The organism is Streptomyces sp. NPDC054872, assembly GCF_053610705.1.
The window spans coordinates 89,169-104,641 of the sequence record NZ_JBSGYY010000002.1; the positions used below are offsets into that span (position 1 = coordinate 89,169).

Genomic DNA, 15,473 nt, shown 5'->3' on the forward strand with positions numbered 1-15,473 from the left:
GGCGAGTTGCCCGGAGTCGTGCGCGCCCGAGTCAGGTTATGTGGGGGGTTGTGCGTACGCATGGAGAATTGGCGAGAAGATGCCCTACCGGAACACACCCATGATCCGAACGAGGTCACCGTTCAGATCGACGGGGTGGGCCGGCAGCTGGCGGATCTGGCTGCCGAGAGCGATCAGGACGGGCCCGACGGGCCGGTTTTCGTCGACGAGACGGGCCGCCGCAGCCGGAGGTACCGCCGGATAGGCGTGTTCGTCGGCATGGCCTGCGCCGTCTACGCGGTGATCATCGTGGCCACCCTGTTCTCGGGCAACTCCAGCGCGCCCTGGCTCCCGATCGACCCCAAGGACGAGAAGCCGGCGAGCAAGGTGGACACACCCGACCGCCCGGCCGACTCCCTCGACCCCTCGGCCTCACCCGGCGCGACCCCGTCGCCCGGATCGTCCGAGAGCGGCAGCACCGCTCCCACGACCGGTGACGAGGACGCGGACGATCCTGCGAAGCCGGACGACGGCAGGACCAAGCCGGGCGACACACCCGACCCCGACCCCACGGGCGACGGCAAGCCCGACCCCGACCCCACGGACGACGGCGGGGACCCCGACCCGACCGACGACCCCACGAAGCCGGACCCGGACCCGGACCCGACCGACGACCCCACCACACCGGACCCGGAGCCGTCGACCGAGACCCCGCCCGGTGCGGCCGGAGGCGGCGGCGAAGTCCCCGCCATGCAGCCCGCCGCCGATCAACAGTCCCCGCAAAGCGCCCAGGCGATCGGTCATCTGTCCCCGCGAGGCGCCGGCCAGCAGCCCTCGGAGGGCGCACAGCTATGAACACCCGCACCAAAAGGGGCCGGTCAGCCGGCTCCCGGCACAGTCACGCCCAGCCCCGGAACGGCCACGCCCAGACCCGGGGCGGCGGTGGTGGCGGCCGACGCCGCGCACAGCCCGCCCGCACCGCCAAGCGGCGCAGGATCCCGCTGCGCTATCTCATGCCGCTGCTCCTCCTGGGCGCCCTGATGGCGATGCTCATGCTGCGCGGCTACACCCACAGCGAGATCCTCGCCGACCACCGCGTGCAGCCGCCCGCGGCCACCGACCAGGTCCCGAAGAAGGTCCTCGAGGACGGTGGCCCGGTCATCGACACCCGTGGCGGCCGCGAGGAGACGCTGAGCGTCCCCCACCACCGCCTCGTGCTGACCTTCGACGACGGCCCGGACCCGGAATGGACCCCCAAGGTCCTCGACGTACTGAAGAAGCACGACGCACACGGCGTCTTCTTCGTCACCGGCACGATGGCCTCGCGCTACCCCGACCTCGTCGAGCGCATGGTGGACGAGGGCCACGAGGTCGGCCTGCACACGTTCAACCACCCCGACCTGTCGTACCAGTCCAAGAGCCGCATCGACTGGGAGCTCTCGCAGAACCAACTCGCCCTCGCGGGCGCCGCCGGCGTCCGCACCTCCCTGTTCCGCCCGCCGTACTCCTCGTTCTCCGACGCCATGGACAACAAGTCCTGGCCCGTGACGAAGTACATAGGCAGCCGCGGCTACCTCACCGTCGTCAACAACACCGACAGCGAGGACTGGAAACGCCCCGGCGTCGCCGAGATCATCCGCCGTGCCACGCCCAAGAACGGCAACGGCGCCATCGTCCTGATGCACGACTCCGGCGGCGACCGCTCGCAGACGGTGGCCGCGCTCGACACCTTCCTGCCCGATCTGCAGGACAAGGGCTACCGGTTCACCAACCTCACCGAGGCCCTGGACGCCCCCAGCGCGCACGCGCCGGTCACCGGCCTCGACCTGTGGAAGGGCAAGGCCTGGGTCTTCCTGGTCGGAGCGTCGGAGCAGATCACCGGCGTACTCGTCGTGGCCCTCGCCATCATCGGGGCGCTGGTGCTGCTCCGCTTCGGCCTGATGCTGCTGCTCTCCGCGGTGCACGCGCGCAAGGTGCGCAAGAAGGGCTTCCGCTGGGGCCCCGACATCACCGAACCGGTGTCGGTCCTCGTGCCCGCCTACAACGAGGCCAAGTGCATCGAGGCCACGGTCCGTTCGCTCATGACGAGCGACCACCCCATCGAGATCGTCGTCATCGACGACGGCTCGTCGGACGGCACCGCGCTGATCGTCGAGGGCCTGCGCCTGCCGAACGTACGCGTCGTGCGCCAGCAGAACGCGGGCAAACCGGCCGCACTCAACCGAGGCATAGCCAACGCCCGTTACGACCTCATCGTGATGATGGACGGCGACACGGTCTTCGAGCAGTCGACCGTGCGTGAGCTGGTGCAGCCGTTCGGCGACCCGCGCGTGGGAGCCGTCGCGGGCAACGCGAAGGTCGGCAACAGGGACTCGCTGATCGGCGCCTGGCAGCACATCGAGTACGTGATGGGCTTCAACCTCGACCGCCGGATGTACGACATGCTCGGCTGCATGCCGACCATTCCCGGCGCCGTCGGAGCCTTCCGGCGCTCGGCACTCGAACGAGTCGGCGGCATGAGCGACGACACGCTCGCCGAGGACACCGACATCACGATGGCGATGCACCGCGACGGCTGGCGAGTCGTGTACGCGGAGAAGGCGCGCGCGTGGACCGAGGCGCCGGAGACGGTGCAGCAACTGTGGTCGCAGCGCTACCGCTGGTCGTACGGCACGATGCAGGCGATCTGGAAGCACCGCCGCTCGGTGATCGAGTCCGGCCCCTCGGGCCGCTTCGGCCGCGTGGGCATGCCGCTGGTGTCGCTGTTCATGGTCCTGGCACCTCTGCTCGCGCCGCTGATCGACGTATTCCTGCTCTACGGCCTGATCTTCGGCCCCACCCAGAAGACGATCATCGCGTGGCTCGGCGTGCTCGCCGTCCAGGCGGTGTGCGCGGCGTACGCCTTCCGGCTCGACCGCGAGCGCATGACCCATCTGATCTCGCTGCCCCTCCAGCAGATCCTCTACCGGCAGCTGATGTACGTCGTGCTGCTGCAGTCCTGGATCACCGCCCTGACCGGAGGCCGCCTGCGCTGGCAGAAGCTCCGGCGTACGGGAGTCCTCGGAACTCCGCCCTCGATTCCGCAGCAGCGGACGGGCAGCCCTGACCGGAGGCCCGTCGCATGACCTATCCCCAGCAGCCCACGCACCCGACGCAGCCCGGTTACCCCACGCAGCCCGCGTACCCCACGCAACCGCTGCCGCAGGTGCCGCCGCCCCCGGGCCTGAAGAATCACGCGCCGGCGCACCTCGGTCCGGCGGGTCCCGGCGTGGGGGCTCCCGGCGTGGGGGCTCCGGGCGTGGGGGCTCCCGGCCTGGCGGTGACGCCGGTGGGCCCGGCGGCCCCGGAAGCCCCGGGAGCCCCGGCGGCTCCCAAGAAGCCGGGCCGGGACCGCTACTTCGACGTACTGCGCTCTCTCGCCCTGGTCCGCGTCGTCATCTACCACCTGTTCGGCTGGGCCTGGCTGACGATCCTCTTCCCGTCCATGGGCGTGATGTTCGCGCTGGCGGGCGCCCTGATGGCGCGCTCGCTGAAGCGCCCCGCGTGGGGCGTGATCAGGGGTCGAATACGCCGACTGCTCCCACCCATGTGGGCGTTCAGCGCGGTGGCACTCTTCCTTCTCTTCTACGGCGGCTGGAACGTCACCAAGGACCCGGACCACGGGGACACGTGGGGCCTGGTCAGCATGGTCAACTACGTGTTCCCGATCGGCGCCCCGCCCTTCCCCTGGCACATCGGGGACAAGGCGGGCCTCCTGGAGGACACCTGGCCGGCGCAGGCCGCGGGCCCGCTCTGGTACATCCGCGCGTACCTGTGGTTCGTCATCGCGTCGCCCCTCCTCCTGTGGGCGTTCCGCAGGGTTCCGTGGGCCACGCTCTTCGCCCCCCTGGCCCTGACGGCGGTGCTGACCACGGAGATCGTCAAGATCCCCGGCGAGACGGGCAACGCGGTGTCGGACTTCGCGGTGTACGGCAGCTGTTGGGTCCTCGGCATCGCCCACCAGGAGGGCGTCCTCGCCCGGGTCCCGCGCTACGTGGCGGTCTCCGTCTCCGCCCTGATCATGGCCTTCGGCCTGTGGTGGGCCTCGGGCCATCTGGGCCCGGACGGCTGGGACCTGAACGACATCCCCCTCGCCCAGGCGGCATGGTCCTTCGGCTTCGTCGTCATCCTCTTCCAGTACTCACCGTCGTGGCAGGAACTGCCGGGCCGCCTGAAGCGCTGGGACAAACTCATCACCCTCTCCAACAACCGAGCGGTGACGATCTACCTCTGGCACAACCTCCTGATCATGGCCACGGTGCCGCTCATCGACATGGCGTACGACCTGCCGTTCATGGAGGACGAGCGCTGGAGCTCGGCGCTGGACTCGACGTACATGCTGTGGATGACGGTGCTGGTCTGGCCGCTGATCGGCCTGATGATCGTCGCCGTGGGCTGGCTGGAGGATGTCGCGGCACAGCGGAGACCACGGCTGTGGCCGGACGGGTCGAAGAAGACGAAGGGCCGGCGGGCTCGGGCGGAAGCCTGACGTCTGTGGGGGCAGACGTTCCGATGGGGCTGACGTGAGGGCGGCCGCACACGCACTTCGGTGCGGGGTGCGGCCGCTTTCGCGTGGGAGGGGAGGGTCAAGCAACGCGGAGGACGCAATCCTCGGGGGCCCGCCCGGTGCTCGGGCCGCCGTGGCTCTTCCCATTCGTTACGGGCTGGGCGAGTTGACCGCGGCTGCGGGCGGACTGCGTGACGCCGACGGCGTGGCTCGCTGGGACTGCGCGCCTCCGCGGGCCGGCGCTCTTGTGATCGGGGCCGAGGCCTTGCACCTTCGTGGTGCTGACGGAAGCTCTGCTGCTGGCTGACGGGTCTGAGGTCACGTACTGCAGGAAAATCCCGCAAGCCGCCGATGTAGGACCGCTTGGGTGGGATTTTCTTGCGTGACGTGCTCGCAGTGGTTGGAGTGCGGGGATTGCTTGCTGCACTCCTCAGGGCCTCAGCCCTCAGTACCCGGCCGTGAATCGGGTCCGGCTGTGCCTCGGGGTCTCCGTCTCGTCCAGGAGCGCGATCGCCAAGTCCTCCATGGAGAGCGACGAGTTGCCCGCCGCGTCCACCAGGAGTTCGTCCGTGCCCAGGCGGAACGTGCCCGTGCGCGTGCCCGGCTCGAGGACGGCCGACGGGCTCACGTACGTCCAGTCGACGTCCGTGTCCGCCGTGCGGACCGCCTCGTACTGGTCGTTGGACGCCTGGGCTATGTGCCGCCACGCCGTGGGGACGTACCTGGGGTCGTCGATGGCCAGGACTCCCCGCGTGCCGGGGACCGTCAGGCTGCCCGCGCCGCCGACTATCAGCAGCCGCACGCCGGTGCCCGACAGGCCCTCCAGGAGCGACTTGGTGATGGCTGCGTGCTCGTGTTCACGGCCCGGCGCCGGTCTCGTGGCGTTGATCACCAGGTCCTGACCGGCACTCAACTCCGCCACGTCGTACGGGACTCCCGCGTCACCCGTGCGGTGCTTTGCGCCGGGGTGCAGTTCGGCGAACCGGGCCTGGTCGCGGACCACCGCGGTCACCTCGTGGCCGCGGGACAGCGCCTCCGTGACGACCCGGCTGCCTACGTTTCCCGCCGCTCCGAAAACGGTGATGTTCATGCGCATGTCCGTTCAGCTCCTTCTTCTACGTCTTTTGCGTCTACTACGTCGGTTCACTTGCTCACTTGATCGGGGGCGCTTGCCTTCCGCGAGCCCCGCGAGCCCCGCCCCCGATCTGGCCCAGCAGCACGCTTCCCAGTACGAGCACCAGGCCGCCCACCTGCCAGAGCGTCAGCGTCTGGCCGAGGAGCAGGAGGCCGGCGAGGGTGGCGACCACCGGGTTGGTCAGGCCGAGGAAGGAGACGGACGAGGCCGGGAGGCGTTCGATCCCGCGGAACCACAGGGCGTACGCGATAGCCGTGCCGATCACGCCGAGGTAGACGTAACCGGCGATGTTGGCGCCGGTGAGGTGGTCCGGTAGGCCCTCCGCCATGAGGGCGATGGGGGCCAGGACCAGGCCGCCCGCCGTCAGTTGCCAGCCGGTGAGGGTGAGGAGCGAGACCCCTTCGGGGCGACCCCAGCGCTTGCTGAGCACCACCGCGAGGGCCATCAAGGTCGTGGCCGCCAGCATCGCCGCGATGCCCGCCGGGTCCACCGCCGCGCTGCCGCGCAGGACCAGCAGGGCGACGCCCGCGACACCCACGAGCCCCGCGACGAGCGTACGAGCGGTCGGGCGCACCTTCAGCACGCCGACCCCGAAGCCCGCCACAAGGAGCGGCATGACCGCGCTGACCGTCGACGCCACACCTCCGGGCAGGTGGTACGCGCCGAAGAAGAGGAGCGGGAAGAACGCCCCGAAGTTCAGCAGCCCCAACACGCCCGCCTTCCACCACCAGTCACCCCTCGGCAGCCGCCGGGTGATCGCGAGGAGGATCAGCCCGGCGGGCAGCGCGCGCAGGGCCGCGGCGAGCAACGGGCGGTCGGCCGGGAGGAGTTCGGTCGTCGTGACGTACGTGGTGCCCCAGGTCGCCGGGCCGATGGCCGCGAGGCCCGCGGCGGCGAGGGCGTAGGTGCGGGGCCCCCGGCCGGGGCCGCGCCGGCCGGTCGGGCCGCCGGTCGTGGGTGTCGTGCGTACCGTGCTCGTGCTCGGGCTGATGGTCGACATGATGCTCCCCCTCTGTTCCCCTCAACGCTGTTATTCTCAACGTTGAGATAAATATGGACCGTGGGTCTGCGAACGTCAAGTATCTGAACGTTGAGAGATGTTCGGTCGTCGCGAGTCCTGACAGAGAGGAGCACATACATGAGCGAGACCGAGGCTGGGCCCGAGGTGCCCGCCGACGCCATCGACGAGCTGCGTGCCCAGTGGCGGCGCGAGCGTCCGGATCTGGACCTCGCCCATCTGGACGCGATGGCCCTGGTGGGCCGCATCAAACGCGCCGACCACCTGCTGAGCAAAGGCATGAAGCGGGTCTTCGCCGAGTACGGCCTGGAGTTCGCGGAGTTCGACGTCCTCGCCACGCTGCGCCGGGTCGGCGCCCCGCACGAACTGACCGCGGGCGGCCTCCTGAAGACCGCGATGGTGACATCGGGCGCCATCACCAACCGCCTCGACAAGCTGGAACGCAAGGGTCTGATCGCCCGGCACCCCGACCCCGCCGACCGCAGGGCCATCCGCGTACGCCTCACCGAGGCGGGCCTCGACCTCGTCGACCGTGCCGTGGTCGACCACATCGCGAACGAGGAGCGCATGCTCGCCGCCCTGGCCCCCGAGGACCGCGAGGCGATCGACGGCGCCCTGCGCAGGCTGCTCGTATCCCTGGGGGACACGCACCTGGGCTGAGCCCCACGCCCCGCCGAGCCCTCACCGCCCGCCCCACCCCCACGTGAGAGCGAAGTTCCCCGCCGGTCACCGCGTGCCACAGAGTGGAAACCCGGCCTCCCTACCTTCGGGTCATCAGCCGCCGGCTGTGGAGATGCGGAGGTCTGGCATGTGGATCCAACGGTGGGACCCGGAAGACGAGACATTCTGGGAGGAGGAGGGGGAGCGGGTCGCCCGGCGGAACCTGGTGTTCTCGATCCTCTCGGAGCACATCGGGTTCTCCATCTGGACCCTGTGGTCCGTGATGGTGCTTTTCATGGGGCCCGAGTACGGGATCGATCCCGCCGGAAAGTTCTTCCTGGTGTCCATGGCGACCCTCGTCGGGGCCGTCGCCCGCGTCCCGTACACCTTCGCCGTCGCCCGCTTCGGCGGACGCAACTGGACGATCATCTCCGCGAGCATGCTGCTCGTGCCGACCGTCGCGGCCTTCGCCGTGATGGAGCCCGGCACCTCCTACACCACCTTCATGCTCTGCGCCCTCCTCACCGGCGTCGGCGGCGGCAACTTCGCCTCCTCCATGACCAACATCAACTCCTTCTTCCCTTTGAGGAAGAAGGGGTGGGCGCTCGGGCTCAATGCCGGGGGCGGCAACATCGGCGTGCCCGTCGTGCAGCTCGCCGGGCTCGCGGTCATCGGAGCGGGTGGCGGGCCGCGCGTGCTTCTCGGGATCTACATCCCGCTCATCCTCGTCTCCGCCGTCTGCGCCGCCCTCTTCATGGACAACCTCGCCACGGTGAAGAACGACACCGGGGCCGCCAAGGAAGCCGTACGGGACGCACACACCTGGATCATGGCCTTCCTCTACGTCGGGACCTTCGGGTCCTTCATCGGGTACAGCTTCGCCTTCGGGCTCGTCCTGCAGACCCAGTTCGGCCGTACGCCGCTGCAGGCCGCCGCGGTCACCTTCATCGGGCCGCTGCTCGGCTCGCTGATCCGGCCCGTCGGCGGGCGGCTCGCCGACCGGTTCGGCGGGGCCCGCATCACGCTGTGGAACTTCGTCGGGATGGGCGCGGCCACCGGCGTCGTCGTCATGGCCTCCATGCGTGAGTCGCTCGCCCTCTTCGTCGCCGCCTTTGTCGTTCTTTTCGTGCTGACAGGGCTCGGGAATGGGTCGACCTACAAGATGATCCCCGGGATCTTCCAGGCCAAGGCCCTCCAGAAAGGGCTTCAGGGGGAGGCCGCCGCGGCTTACGGGCGGCGGCTCTCCGGGGCCTCCATGGGGCTCATCGGCGCCGTCGGGGCGCTCGGCGGCCTTGGGATCAACCTCGCCTTCCGGCAGTCCTTCCAGACCGTGGGGTCCGGCACCGGTGCCTTCGTCGCCTTCCTCGTCTTCTACGCCGCCTGCTTCTGCGTCACGTGGGCCGTATACCTTCGCCGCCCGACGGCCACCCCGGACTCCGGGCAGGCCCCGGACGCCGAGGAGAAGCCCCAGCTCACGTACGCGCAGGTCTGACGGAGGGGTGGTCGTAGCCTGGTGTAACACGTACGACATCGTGATGATCCGGGGTTGTCACGGGCCGTTGGCAGGCTCGTGCAACCCCGGATCATCCACCACGCGGTACTAGCGGGACGAAAGCAGCTGCCATGAATGGGACCCCTCCGACCGGTCAACAGGCCGGCCGTCAGAACGCCCCACTCGCCGGATTCACCGTCGGCGTCACCGCCGCCCGGCGCGCCGACGAGCTCGGCGCGCTGCTCCAGCGGCGCGGCGCCACCGTCCTGCACGCGCCCGCACTGCGCATCGTCCCGCTCGCCGACGACAGCGAGCTTCTCTCCGCGACCAAGGAACTGATCGACCACGCGCCCGACATCGTGATCGCCACCACCGCGATCGGGTTCCGCGGCTGGGTCGAGGCCGCCGACGGCTGGGGCTTCGGCGAGGCGCTGCTGCGATGTCTGCGAGGTGTCGAGCTGCTGGCCCGCGGGCCCAAGGTCAAAGGCGCCATCCGTGCCGCCGGGCTCACCGAGGAGTGGTCGCCCTCGTCCGAGTCCATGGCGGAGGTGCTCGACCGGCTGCTCGGCGAAGGCGTCGAAGGCAAGCGCATCGCACTGCAGCTGCACGGCGAACCGCTGCCCGGCTTCGTCGAGTCACTGCGCGCCGCGGGAGCGGAAGTCGTCGGCGTGCCCGTCTACCGGTGGATGCCGCCGGAGGACCTCGCACCCGTCGACCGGCTCCTCGACGCCACCGTCGCGCGCTCCGTCGACGCGCTGACCTTCACCAGCGCGCCCGCCGCCGCGTCCTTCCTGGCCCGCGCCGAGGACCGGGGCATGTCCATCGAGCTCTTCGGCGCGCTCCAGCACGACGTCCTGTCCGCCTGCGTGGGCCCGGTCACGGCGCTGCCGCTGCAGGCCCGCGGCGTCGACACGGTGCAGCCCGAACGCTTCCGGCTCGGACCCCTCGTACAGATCCTCTGCCAGGAACTGCCCTCCCGCGCCCGTACGTTGCCCATCGCGGGCCACCGCGTCGAGATCCGCGGTCACGCCGTCCTGGTCGACGACGAGCTGCGGCCCGTGCCGCCCGCGGGCATGTCGCTCCTTCGGACACTCGCGCGGCGCCCGGGGTGGGTCGTCTCCCGCGCCGAACTCCTGCGCGCGCTGCCCGGCACGGGGCGCGACGAGCACGCCGTGGAGTCCGCGATGGCCAGGCTGCGTACGGCACTTGGGGCGCCGAAGCTCGTCCAGACGGTGGTCAAGCGCGGCTACCGGCTCGCGCTCGATCCCGCCGCCGGGGCCAAGTACTCCGACTGACGCGCCCTGTTGTCCCGCCCTCGCAGCACCAGGGCCCGCGCCAGCAGGCCGATCGCGACGGTGGAGAGCAGCGCCCGCACCGCGTTCCAGGCCAGCCACGGGTCCTCGAACTTCTCGCGTACGGCGGCCGGGTCGGCGATCTTCGCCGGGTCGCCCGCGTCCGCGAGCTGGTCGTTCAGCGGCACGTTCACGGCCGAGGTGATCGCGAAGGCCACCAGGTAGACGACGAGCGCCGCGAGGACCCACCGGTACGAGCTCGTGCCGCGCAACTGCCATGCGGAGACCGCCGTGAAGAGCAGCGCGCCGAAGAAGCTCGCGAAGAAGACCGGGTTGTTGAACGCGTCGTTCGTGTTCTGCATGACCTCGATGAAGACACGGTCCCCGCTGCGGGCGAGGCCGGGCATCACACCGCAGGAGAAGATGTAGAAGGTTCCGGCGATCAGGCCCATGGTCACGACGGCCGCCCCCAGGACAACCCCGGCGGAGCCTCCCTCGCGGCCTTGTCCCTGTCCCCGGCTCTTCGTCTCACGCTTGGCTTCCATGGGACCGAGTCAACAGGCAGGACGGCCGCCGGACCATGGTCCCGAAGCGCGCCTCCATAAGCGGGCGTCTCAGCCGCGCCGGTGGCAGGGGTTCCGCACCCGCCCGCGGCGAGGCACTGTAGGGGGAGCACTCACCGGTAACCCCACAAGGCGGTGACAGGCGCATGGCACTGGGCATGGACCCGGCCACGTACGAGCTGCGATTCGACTCCGGGCGGAGCTGTCTGGACCTCGTGGCGACGAACCATCCCGTGGAACGGCTCGACTCCGTGGACCGGCTGCGTGCCTGGCTCGCGGGCGCCGGGCTCATCCCGGATCGCACCCTCCTGCCGGGGGCGGGCCCGGCCTGGCTCGTGGCCTTCCGTGAACTGCGGCAGAGCAGCGGCCAGTTGGTGCTCGCCGAGCTCGAAGGGCGCCCCGCCGAAGCCGCGTTGAGCAGGGTCAACGCCCTCGCCGCGGCAGCGCCCCCGGCCCCGCGCGCCGTCCGGCGCCCCGACGGCAGCCTCGCCCGCGCCCTGGACGGCGACCCCGGCTGCGCGGCCCTGCTCGCCGCCGTGGCCCGCGACGCCGTCGACCTGCTCACCGACCCCGCCGCGCGCGCTCTCCTGCGCCAGTGCGAGGGCGACAACTGCCCCATCGTGTACCTGGACACCTCACGCGGGAGGCGCCGCCGCTGGTGCTCGAGTGAGGTGTGCGGCAACCGTGAACGGGTGGCCAGACACCGGCGGCGGGCGGCGCTCGCGCGGGCCTGATCGAATTTCTTCCGGGGCGGCTGAACACAGCTGTTGCCACGTACGTACATCTCCGGTGAGCCAGCCAAGACGAAGAGCGGACACCGGAGGCAGACGTGCGCAAGGATTCCGCCGTGGCCGATGAGCGCCCGCAGGCACGCCCGCACCGACACCGTCTGGTCCCGCAACGCAACGGACCCGACGAGGAGTTGATGCGCGCCCTCTACCGCGAGCACGCGGGGCCACTTCTGGCCTATGTGCTCCGCCTGGTGGCGGGCGACCGGCAGCGCGCCGAAGATGTCGTACAGGAAACGCTCATCCGTGCCTGGAAGAACGCCGGTCAGCTCAATCGTGCGACCGGTTCGGTACGCCCCTGGCTGGTGACGGTCGCCCGGCGCATCGTCATCGACGGTCACCGCAGCCGGCAGGCCCGGCCGCAGGAGGTCGATCCGTCGCCGCTGGAGGTCATCCCCGCGGAGGACGAGATCGATAAGGCGCTGTGGCTGATGACTCTCTCGGACGCGCTCGACGACCTGACTCCCGCGCACCGGGAGGTACTTGTCGAAACCTATTTCAAGGGGCGTACGGTCAATGAGGCGGCCGAGACACTGGGTATACCGAGTGGGACGGTGCGGTCGCGGGTCTTCTACGCGCTGCGTTCGATGAAGCTGGCGCTCGAGGAGCGGGGGGTGACGGCATGAACGAGTCCTACGGACATGACGCGTGGGGGCAGGCTGACGCGGGCGACGTGCACGAGACCGTCGGCGCCTACGCCCTCGGCATCCTGGACGACGCGGAGGCGACGGCCTTCGAGGCACATCTGGCGGTCTGCGAGTTCTGCGCGCACCAGCTGGAGGAGTTCTCCGGCATGGAGCCGATGCTGGCCGCCCTCGCGGACCTCCCCGGCGGACGCGGCGTACCGGCGATCGGCGAGCAGCTCGCCGCCAGGCCGAGCCCGCGCCTGGCGGACCGTCTCGTGGACGAGGTCTCCGTGCGGCGTCAGCACAAGCGCAGGCGCGGCATGTACCTGGTGGCCGCCGCGGCCGCGCTGATCGTCGGCGGGCCGCTCACGGTCCTCGCGGTGAGCGACGACGGCGGGACGAAGGACGTGGCGGGCGAACCGCACCCCACGAGCCCCGCCGAGGACGCCTTCTTCAACCACATGGACGACAAGATCAAGGCCACGGACCCGAAGACCAAGGTCAGCGCCACGGTCGGCACGGAGAAGAAGGCCTGGGGCACGCACGCGGTCCTCGAGCTGAAGAACGTCAAGGGCCCGCTCAAGTGCTCCCTGGTCGCGGTCGGCAAGGACGGCGAGAAGGAGACGGTGACCACCTGGGCCGTCCCGAAGTGGGGCTACGGCATCGAGAACAGCCCGAACAAGTGGGCGCGCAGCCCCCTGTACGTCCACGGTGGCGCCGCGATGGATCGGAACGACATCGACCACTTCGAGGTGACCACCCTCGACGGCGACCGCCTGGTGGAGGTCGACGCGTAGGAGAAGTGCACACGAGGGCCCCCTTTCGCGTACGGTAGACGGCTGCTCGATTGGGCAGCTGCACGTCCGGAAAGGGGCCTCGGTGGCCGACGTACGCGACCGTGAGATCAGCGTCGAACAAGAACATCTCGACCAGGTCTACCGGCGTCTCGAGGAGAAGATCCACGAGGCCGAGTTCCTCATGACCGACGCGGCCAAGCGCTCCCAGGTCGGCACGCCCGGCGCGCTCGCCGAGCGGGACGCCCAGGTGTTCCGCGCGGGAGTGCATCTCAACCGCCTCAACAACGAGTTCGAGGACTTCCTCTTCGGGCGGATCGACCTGCTGCTCGGCAAGGACGGCAAGAAGGGCCCGGACGGCGCGTACACGTCGGTCGAGCCCGCCGAGGACGCCGTCAGCGAGAACAACACGGCCGAGATCGCCGAGACCCTGCACATCGGCCGCATCGGCGTCCTGGACGCGGACTACTCCCCGCTGGTGATCGACTGGCGTGCCCCGGCCGCCGCGCCGTTCTACCGCTCGACGCCGGTCGACCCGGGCCGTGTCGTACGGCGCAGGGTCATCCGCTCCAAGGGCCGCAGGGTCCTGGGCGTCGAGGACGACCTGATGCGTCCGGAGCTCAAGGCGACCCTGGACGGGGAGTCGCTGCCGGTCATCGGCGACGGCGCCCTGATGGCGGCGCTCGGCCAGGCCCGCAGCCACACGATGCGGGACATCGTGGCGTCGATCCAGGCCGAGCAGGACATGGTGATCCGGGCACCCGCCGCATCGGTGACGTACGTCGAGGGCGGCCCCGGCACCGGCAAGACGGCCGTGGCCCTGCACCGCGCGGCCTACCTCCTCTACCAGGACCGCCGCAGGTACGCGGGCGGCATCCTCATCGTCTCGCCGACCCCGCTCCTCGTGGCCTACACGGAGGGCGTGCTGCCCTCGCTGGGCGAGGAGGGGCAGGTCGCGATCCGCGCGGTGGGCGCGCTGGCCGACGACGCGGCGGGCGCCGCTGAGGCCACCGTCTACGACTCTCCCGCGGTGGCCAGGGTCAAGGGCTCCTCCCGGATGCTGCACGTCCTGCGGAAGGCCGCCAGGGGCGCTCTGGAGGGTGCTGCGGGAACGACCGCGAAGCCCGCCGAGGACGGCCAGCTCGCGTTCGGCGACGACGACGAGGACGACGCACCCCGCACCCCCGCCGAGACCCCCACCCGCCTGCGCGTGGTCGCCTTCGGCCGCCGCCTGGAGCTGGAGGCCGACGCGCTGGGCAGGATCCGCCGCAACGCGCTCAGCGGCACCGCTCCCGTCAACCTGCTGCGTCCGCGCGCCCGCAAGCTCCTCCTGGACGCCCTGTGGTCCCAGTCGGGCTCCGCCGGCCGGCACAGTGACCCGGAGCTGGCCGCCGAGCTGCGCTCGTCCTTCGACGAGGACATCACCTCCGAGGACGACTTCATCCACTTCCTCGACGCCTGGTGGCCCGAACTCACCCCGCGCGCCGTGCTCTCCGCGATGGGCGACGAGCGGCGCCTCGGCCGCTGGGCGCGCCGCGTCCTGAATCCGGGCGAGGTCCGCAAGGTCGCCCGTTCCCTCAGACGCGACGCCCTGTCCGTGCACGACGTGGCGCTCCTCGACGAGCTCCACTCGATCCTCGGCACGCCGCACAGGCCCCGCAAGAAGAAGGATCTCGACCCCCTCGACCTGCTCACCGGACTCGACGAACTGATGCCGCAGCGCGAGGAGTCCCAGCGGGAGCGCGCCGAGCGGCTCGCCGCGGAGCGCACCGAGTACGCGCACGTCATCGTCGACGAGGCGCAGGACCTGACCCCCATGCAGTGGCGCATGGTCGGCCGCAGGGGCCGGCACGCCACCTGGACGATCGTCGGCGACCCGGCCCAGTCCTCCTGGTCCGACCCGGACGAGGCCGCGGCCGCCCGTGACGAGGCCCTCGGCAGCCGCCCGCGCCGCCGGTTCACCCTCACGGTCAACTACCGCAACCCCGCCGAGATCGCCGATCTCGCGGCCAAGGTGCTCGCGCTCGCGATGCCGGGCTCCGAGTCGCCCTCGGCCGTCAGGTCCACCGGGGTGAAGCCCCGCTTCGCCGTCGTACGCGACAAGGACCTGGGCGCGTCGGTGCGCGAGGAGGCGGCGCGGCTGCTCGACCAGGTGGACGGCACCATCGGCGTCGTCGTGGCGATGAACCGCCGTGAGCAGGCGGCACGCTGGCTCGACGGGCTCGGCGACCGGGTGGTGGCGCTGGGCAGCCTGGAGGCCAAGGGGCTGGAGTACGACGCGACGGTCGTCGTCTCCCCGGCGGAGATCGCGGACGAGTCCCCGGCGGGTCTGCGCGTCCTGTACGTGGCGCTGACGAGGGCGACGCAGCAGCTGACGGTGCTTTCCGGCGAGCGCGACGACCCCGACGCGGAAGGCGTGCCGGACCTGCTCCGCGAATGACTTTGCGGGACGGGAATTGCCTTGCGGGGATCGTTTGTTACCGTTGATGTGGCACCGGCTCGATCCAAGCCCCCGGGCCCAACCATCGTCGCTACGAGCGACCACTTGCCGCGAGGCGAGCATGGCGGGTCGGTGTCATA

The 15,473-nt window shown here is 70.7% G+C and carries 13 protein-coding genes; 10 read left to right on the forward strand and 3 right to left on the reverse strand.

Annotated elements, in window-relative coordinates; genetic code table 11:
- Positions 1 to 60: 60 nt before the first annotated feature.
- Genes ACWGIH_RS02500 through ACWGIH_RS02510 form a run of 3 tightly spaced genes read left to right on the forward strand, consistent with a single transcriptional unit; the run spans position 61 to position 4,507 of the window.
- Complete coding sequence (locus tag ACWGIH_RS02500) at positions 61 to 834, forward strand: hypothetical protein (RefSeq protein WP_453448699.1); 774 nt, start codon at positions 61 to 63, stop codon at positions 832 to 834.
- Complete coding sequence (locus ACWGIH_RS02505) at positions 831 to 3,104, forward strand: glycosyltransferase (protein ID WP_453448700.1); 2,274 nt, start codon at positions 831 to 833, stop codon at positions 3,102 to 3,104. The genes ACWGIH_RS02500 and ACWGIH_RS02505 overlap by 4 nt, the downstream gene beginning before the upstream one ends.
- Entirely contained in the window at positions 3,101 to 4,507 is a 1,407-nt protein-coding gene (locus tag ACWGIH_RS02510; protein ID WP_453448701.1) for an acyltransferase family protein, read from the forward strand. Before ACWGIH_RS02505 ends, ACWGIH_RS02510 begins: the two co-directional genes overlap by 4 nt.
- A gap of 463 nt (positions 4,508 to 4,970) precedes the next feature.
- On the opposite strand, the gene ACWGIH_RS02515 is transcribed toward ACWGIH_RS02510, so the two are convergent.
- Positions 4,971 to 5,621, reverse strand: coding sequence for an NAD(P)-dependent oxidoreductase (locus ACWGIH_RS02515; RefSeq protein ID WP_453448702.1), 651 nt, complete (start codon positions 5,619 to 5,621; stop codon positions 4,971 to 4,973).
- A gap of 55 nt (positions 5,622 to 5,676) precedes the next feature.
- Positions 5,677 to 6,660, reverse strand: a complete 984-nt coding sequence (locus ACWGIH_RS02520; RefSeq protein ID WP_453448703.1) for an EamA family transporter — start codon at positions 6,658 to 6,660, stop codon at positions 5,677 to 5,679.
- A 138-nt stretch (positions 6,661 to 6,798) separates the two neighbouring features.
- Here ACWGIH_RS02520 and ACWGIH_RS02525 point away from each other — a divergent pair, with 138 nt between their 5' ends.
- From ACWGIH_RS02525 to ACWGIH_RS02535, 3 genes are all read left to right on the forward strand, one after another.
- Positions 6,799 to 7,338, forward strand: a complete 540-nt coding sequence (locus ACWGIH_RS02525; RefSeq protein ID WP_453448704.1) for a MarR family winged helix-turn-helix transcriptional regulator — start codon at positions 6,799 to 6,801, stop codon at positions 7,336 to 7,338.
- A gap of 133 nt (positions 7,339 to 7,471) precedes the next feature.
- Positions 7,472 to 8,830: a nitrate/nitrite transporter gene (locus ACWGIH_RS02530; RefSeq protein ID WP_453448705.1), complete on the forward strand. Its 1,359-nt coding sequence runs from the start codon at positions 7,472 to 7,474 to the stop codon at positions 8,828 to 8,830.
- Between the two features lie 131 nt (positions 8,831 to 8,961).
- Positions 8,962 to 10,125 (forward strand): uroporphyrinogen-III synthase, encoded by a 1,164-nt coding sequence (locus tag ACWGIH_RS02535; RefSeq protein ID WP_453448706.1) that lies wholly within the window; start codon positions 8,962 to 8,964, stop codon positions 10,123 to 10,125.
- On the opposite strand, the gene ACWGIH_RS02540 is transcribed toward ACWGIH_RS02535, so the two are convergent.
- On the reverse strand, positions 10,077 to 10,574 hold the full coding sequence (locus ACWGIH_RS02540) for an anthrone oxygenase family protein (RefSeq protein WP_453448714.1): 498 nt from the start codon (positions 10,572 to 10,574) through the stop codon (positions 10,077 to 10,079). The genes ACWGIH_RS02535 and ACWGIH_RS02540 overlap by 49 nt on opposite strands.
- 257 nt (positions 10,575 to 10,831) lie before the next feature.
- Here ACWGIH_RS02540 and ACWGIH_RS02545 point away from each other — a divergent pair, with 257 nt between their 5' ends.
- The 4 genes from ACWGIH_RS02545 (at position 10,832) to ACWGIH_RS02560 (ending at position 15,333) form a co-directional block, all read left to right on the forward strand.
- Positions 10,832 to 11,419, forward strand: coding sequence for a CGNR zinc finger domain-containing protein (locus ACWGIH_RS02545; RefSeq protein ID WP_453448707.1), 588 nt, complete (start codon positions 10,832 to 10,834; stop codon positions 11,417 to 11,419).
- A gap of 95 nt (positions 11,420 to 11,514) precedes the next feature.
- Complete coding sequence (locus ACWGIH_RS02550; RefSeq protein ID WP_363313407.1) at positions 11,515 to 12,099, forward strand: sigma-70 family RNA polymerase sigma factor; 585 nt, start codon at positions 11,515 to 11,517, stop codon at positions 12,097 to 12,099.
- Positions 12,096 to 12,896, forward strand: a complete 801-nt coding sequence (locus ACWGIH_RS02555) for a zf-HC2 domain-containing protein (RefSeq protein ID WP_453448708.1) — start codon at positions 12,096 to 12,098, stop codon at positions 12,894 to 12,896. Before ACWGIH_RS02550 ends, ACWGIH_RS02555 begins: the two co-directional genes overlap by 4 nt.
- Positions 12,897 to 12,978: 82 nt before the next feature.
- A complete protein-coding gene (locus ACWGIH_RS02560) occupies positions 12,979 to 15,333 on the forward strand; it encodes a HelD family protein (RefSeq protein WP_453448709.1) in 2,355 nt (784 codons plus the stop codon).
- The last annotated feature ends 140 nt before the right edge of the window (positions 15,334 to 15,473 follow it).

Coding starts and splice junctions, on each gene's coding strand:
- ACWGIH_RS02500 (WP_453448699.1), top strand. CDS start 61: ATGGAGAATTGGCGAGAAGATGCCCTACCGGAACACACCCATGATCCG.
- ACWGIH_RS02505 (WP_453448700.1), top strand. CDS start 831: ATGAACACCCGCACCAAAAGGGGCCGGTCAGCCGGCTCCCGGCACAGT.
- ACWGIH_RS02510 (WP_453448701.1), top strand. CDS start 3,101: ATGACCTATCCCCAGCAGCCCACGCACCCGACGCAGCCCGGTTACCCC.
- ACWGIH_RS02515 (WP_453448702.1), bottom strand. CDS start 5,621: ATGCGCATGAACATCACCGTTTTCGGAGCGGCGGGAAACGTAGGCAGC.
- ACWGIH_RS02520 (WP_453448703.1), bottom strand. CDS start 6,660: ATGTCGACCATCAGCCCGAGCACGAGCACGGTACGCACGACACCCACG.
- ACWGIH_RS02525 (WP_453448704.1), top strand. CDS start 6,799: ATGAGCGAGACCGAGGCTGGGCCCGAGGTGCCCGCCGACGCCATCGAC.
- ACWGIH_RS02530 (WP_453448705.1), top strand. CDS start 7,472: ATGCGGAGGTCTGGCATGTGGATCCAACGGTGGGACCCGGAAGACGAG.
- ACWGIH_RS02535 (WP_453448706.1), top strand. CDS start 8,962: ATGAATGGGACCCCTCCGACCGGTCAACAGGCCGGCCGTCAGAACGCC.
- ACWGIH_RS02540 (WP_453448714.1), bottom strand. CDS start 10,574: ATGGGCCTGATCGCCGGAACCTTCTACATCTTCTCCTGCGGTGTGATG.
- ACWGIH_RS02545 (WP_453448707.1), top strand. CDS start 10,832: ATGGCACTGGGCATGGACCCGGCCACGTACGAGCTGCGATTCGACTCC.
- ACWGIH_RS02555 (WP_453448708.1), top strand. CDS start 12,096: ATGAACGAGTCCTACGGACATGACGCGTGGGGGCAGGCTGACGCGGGC.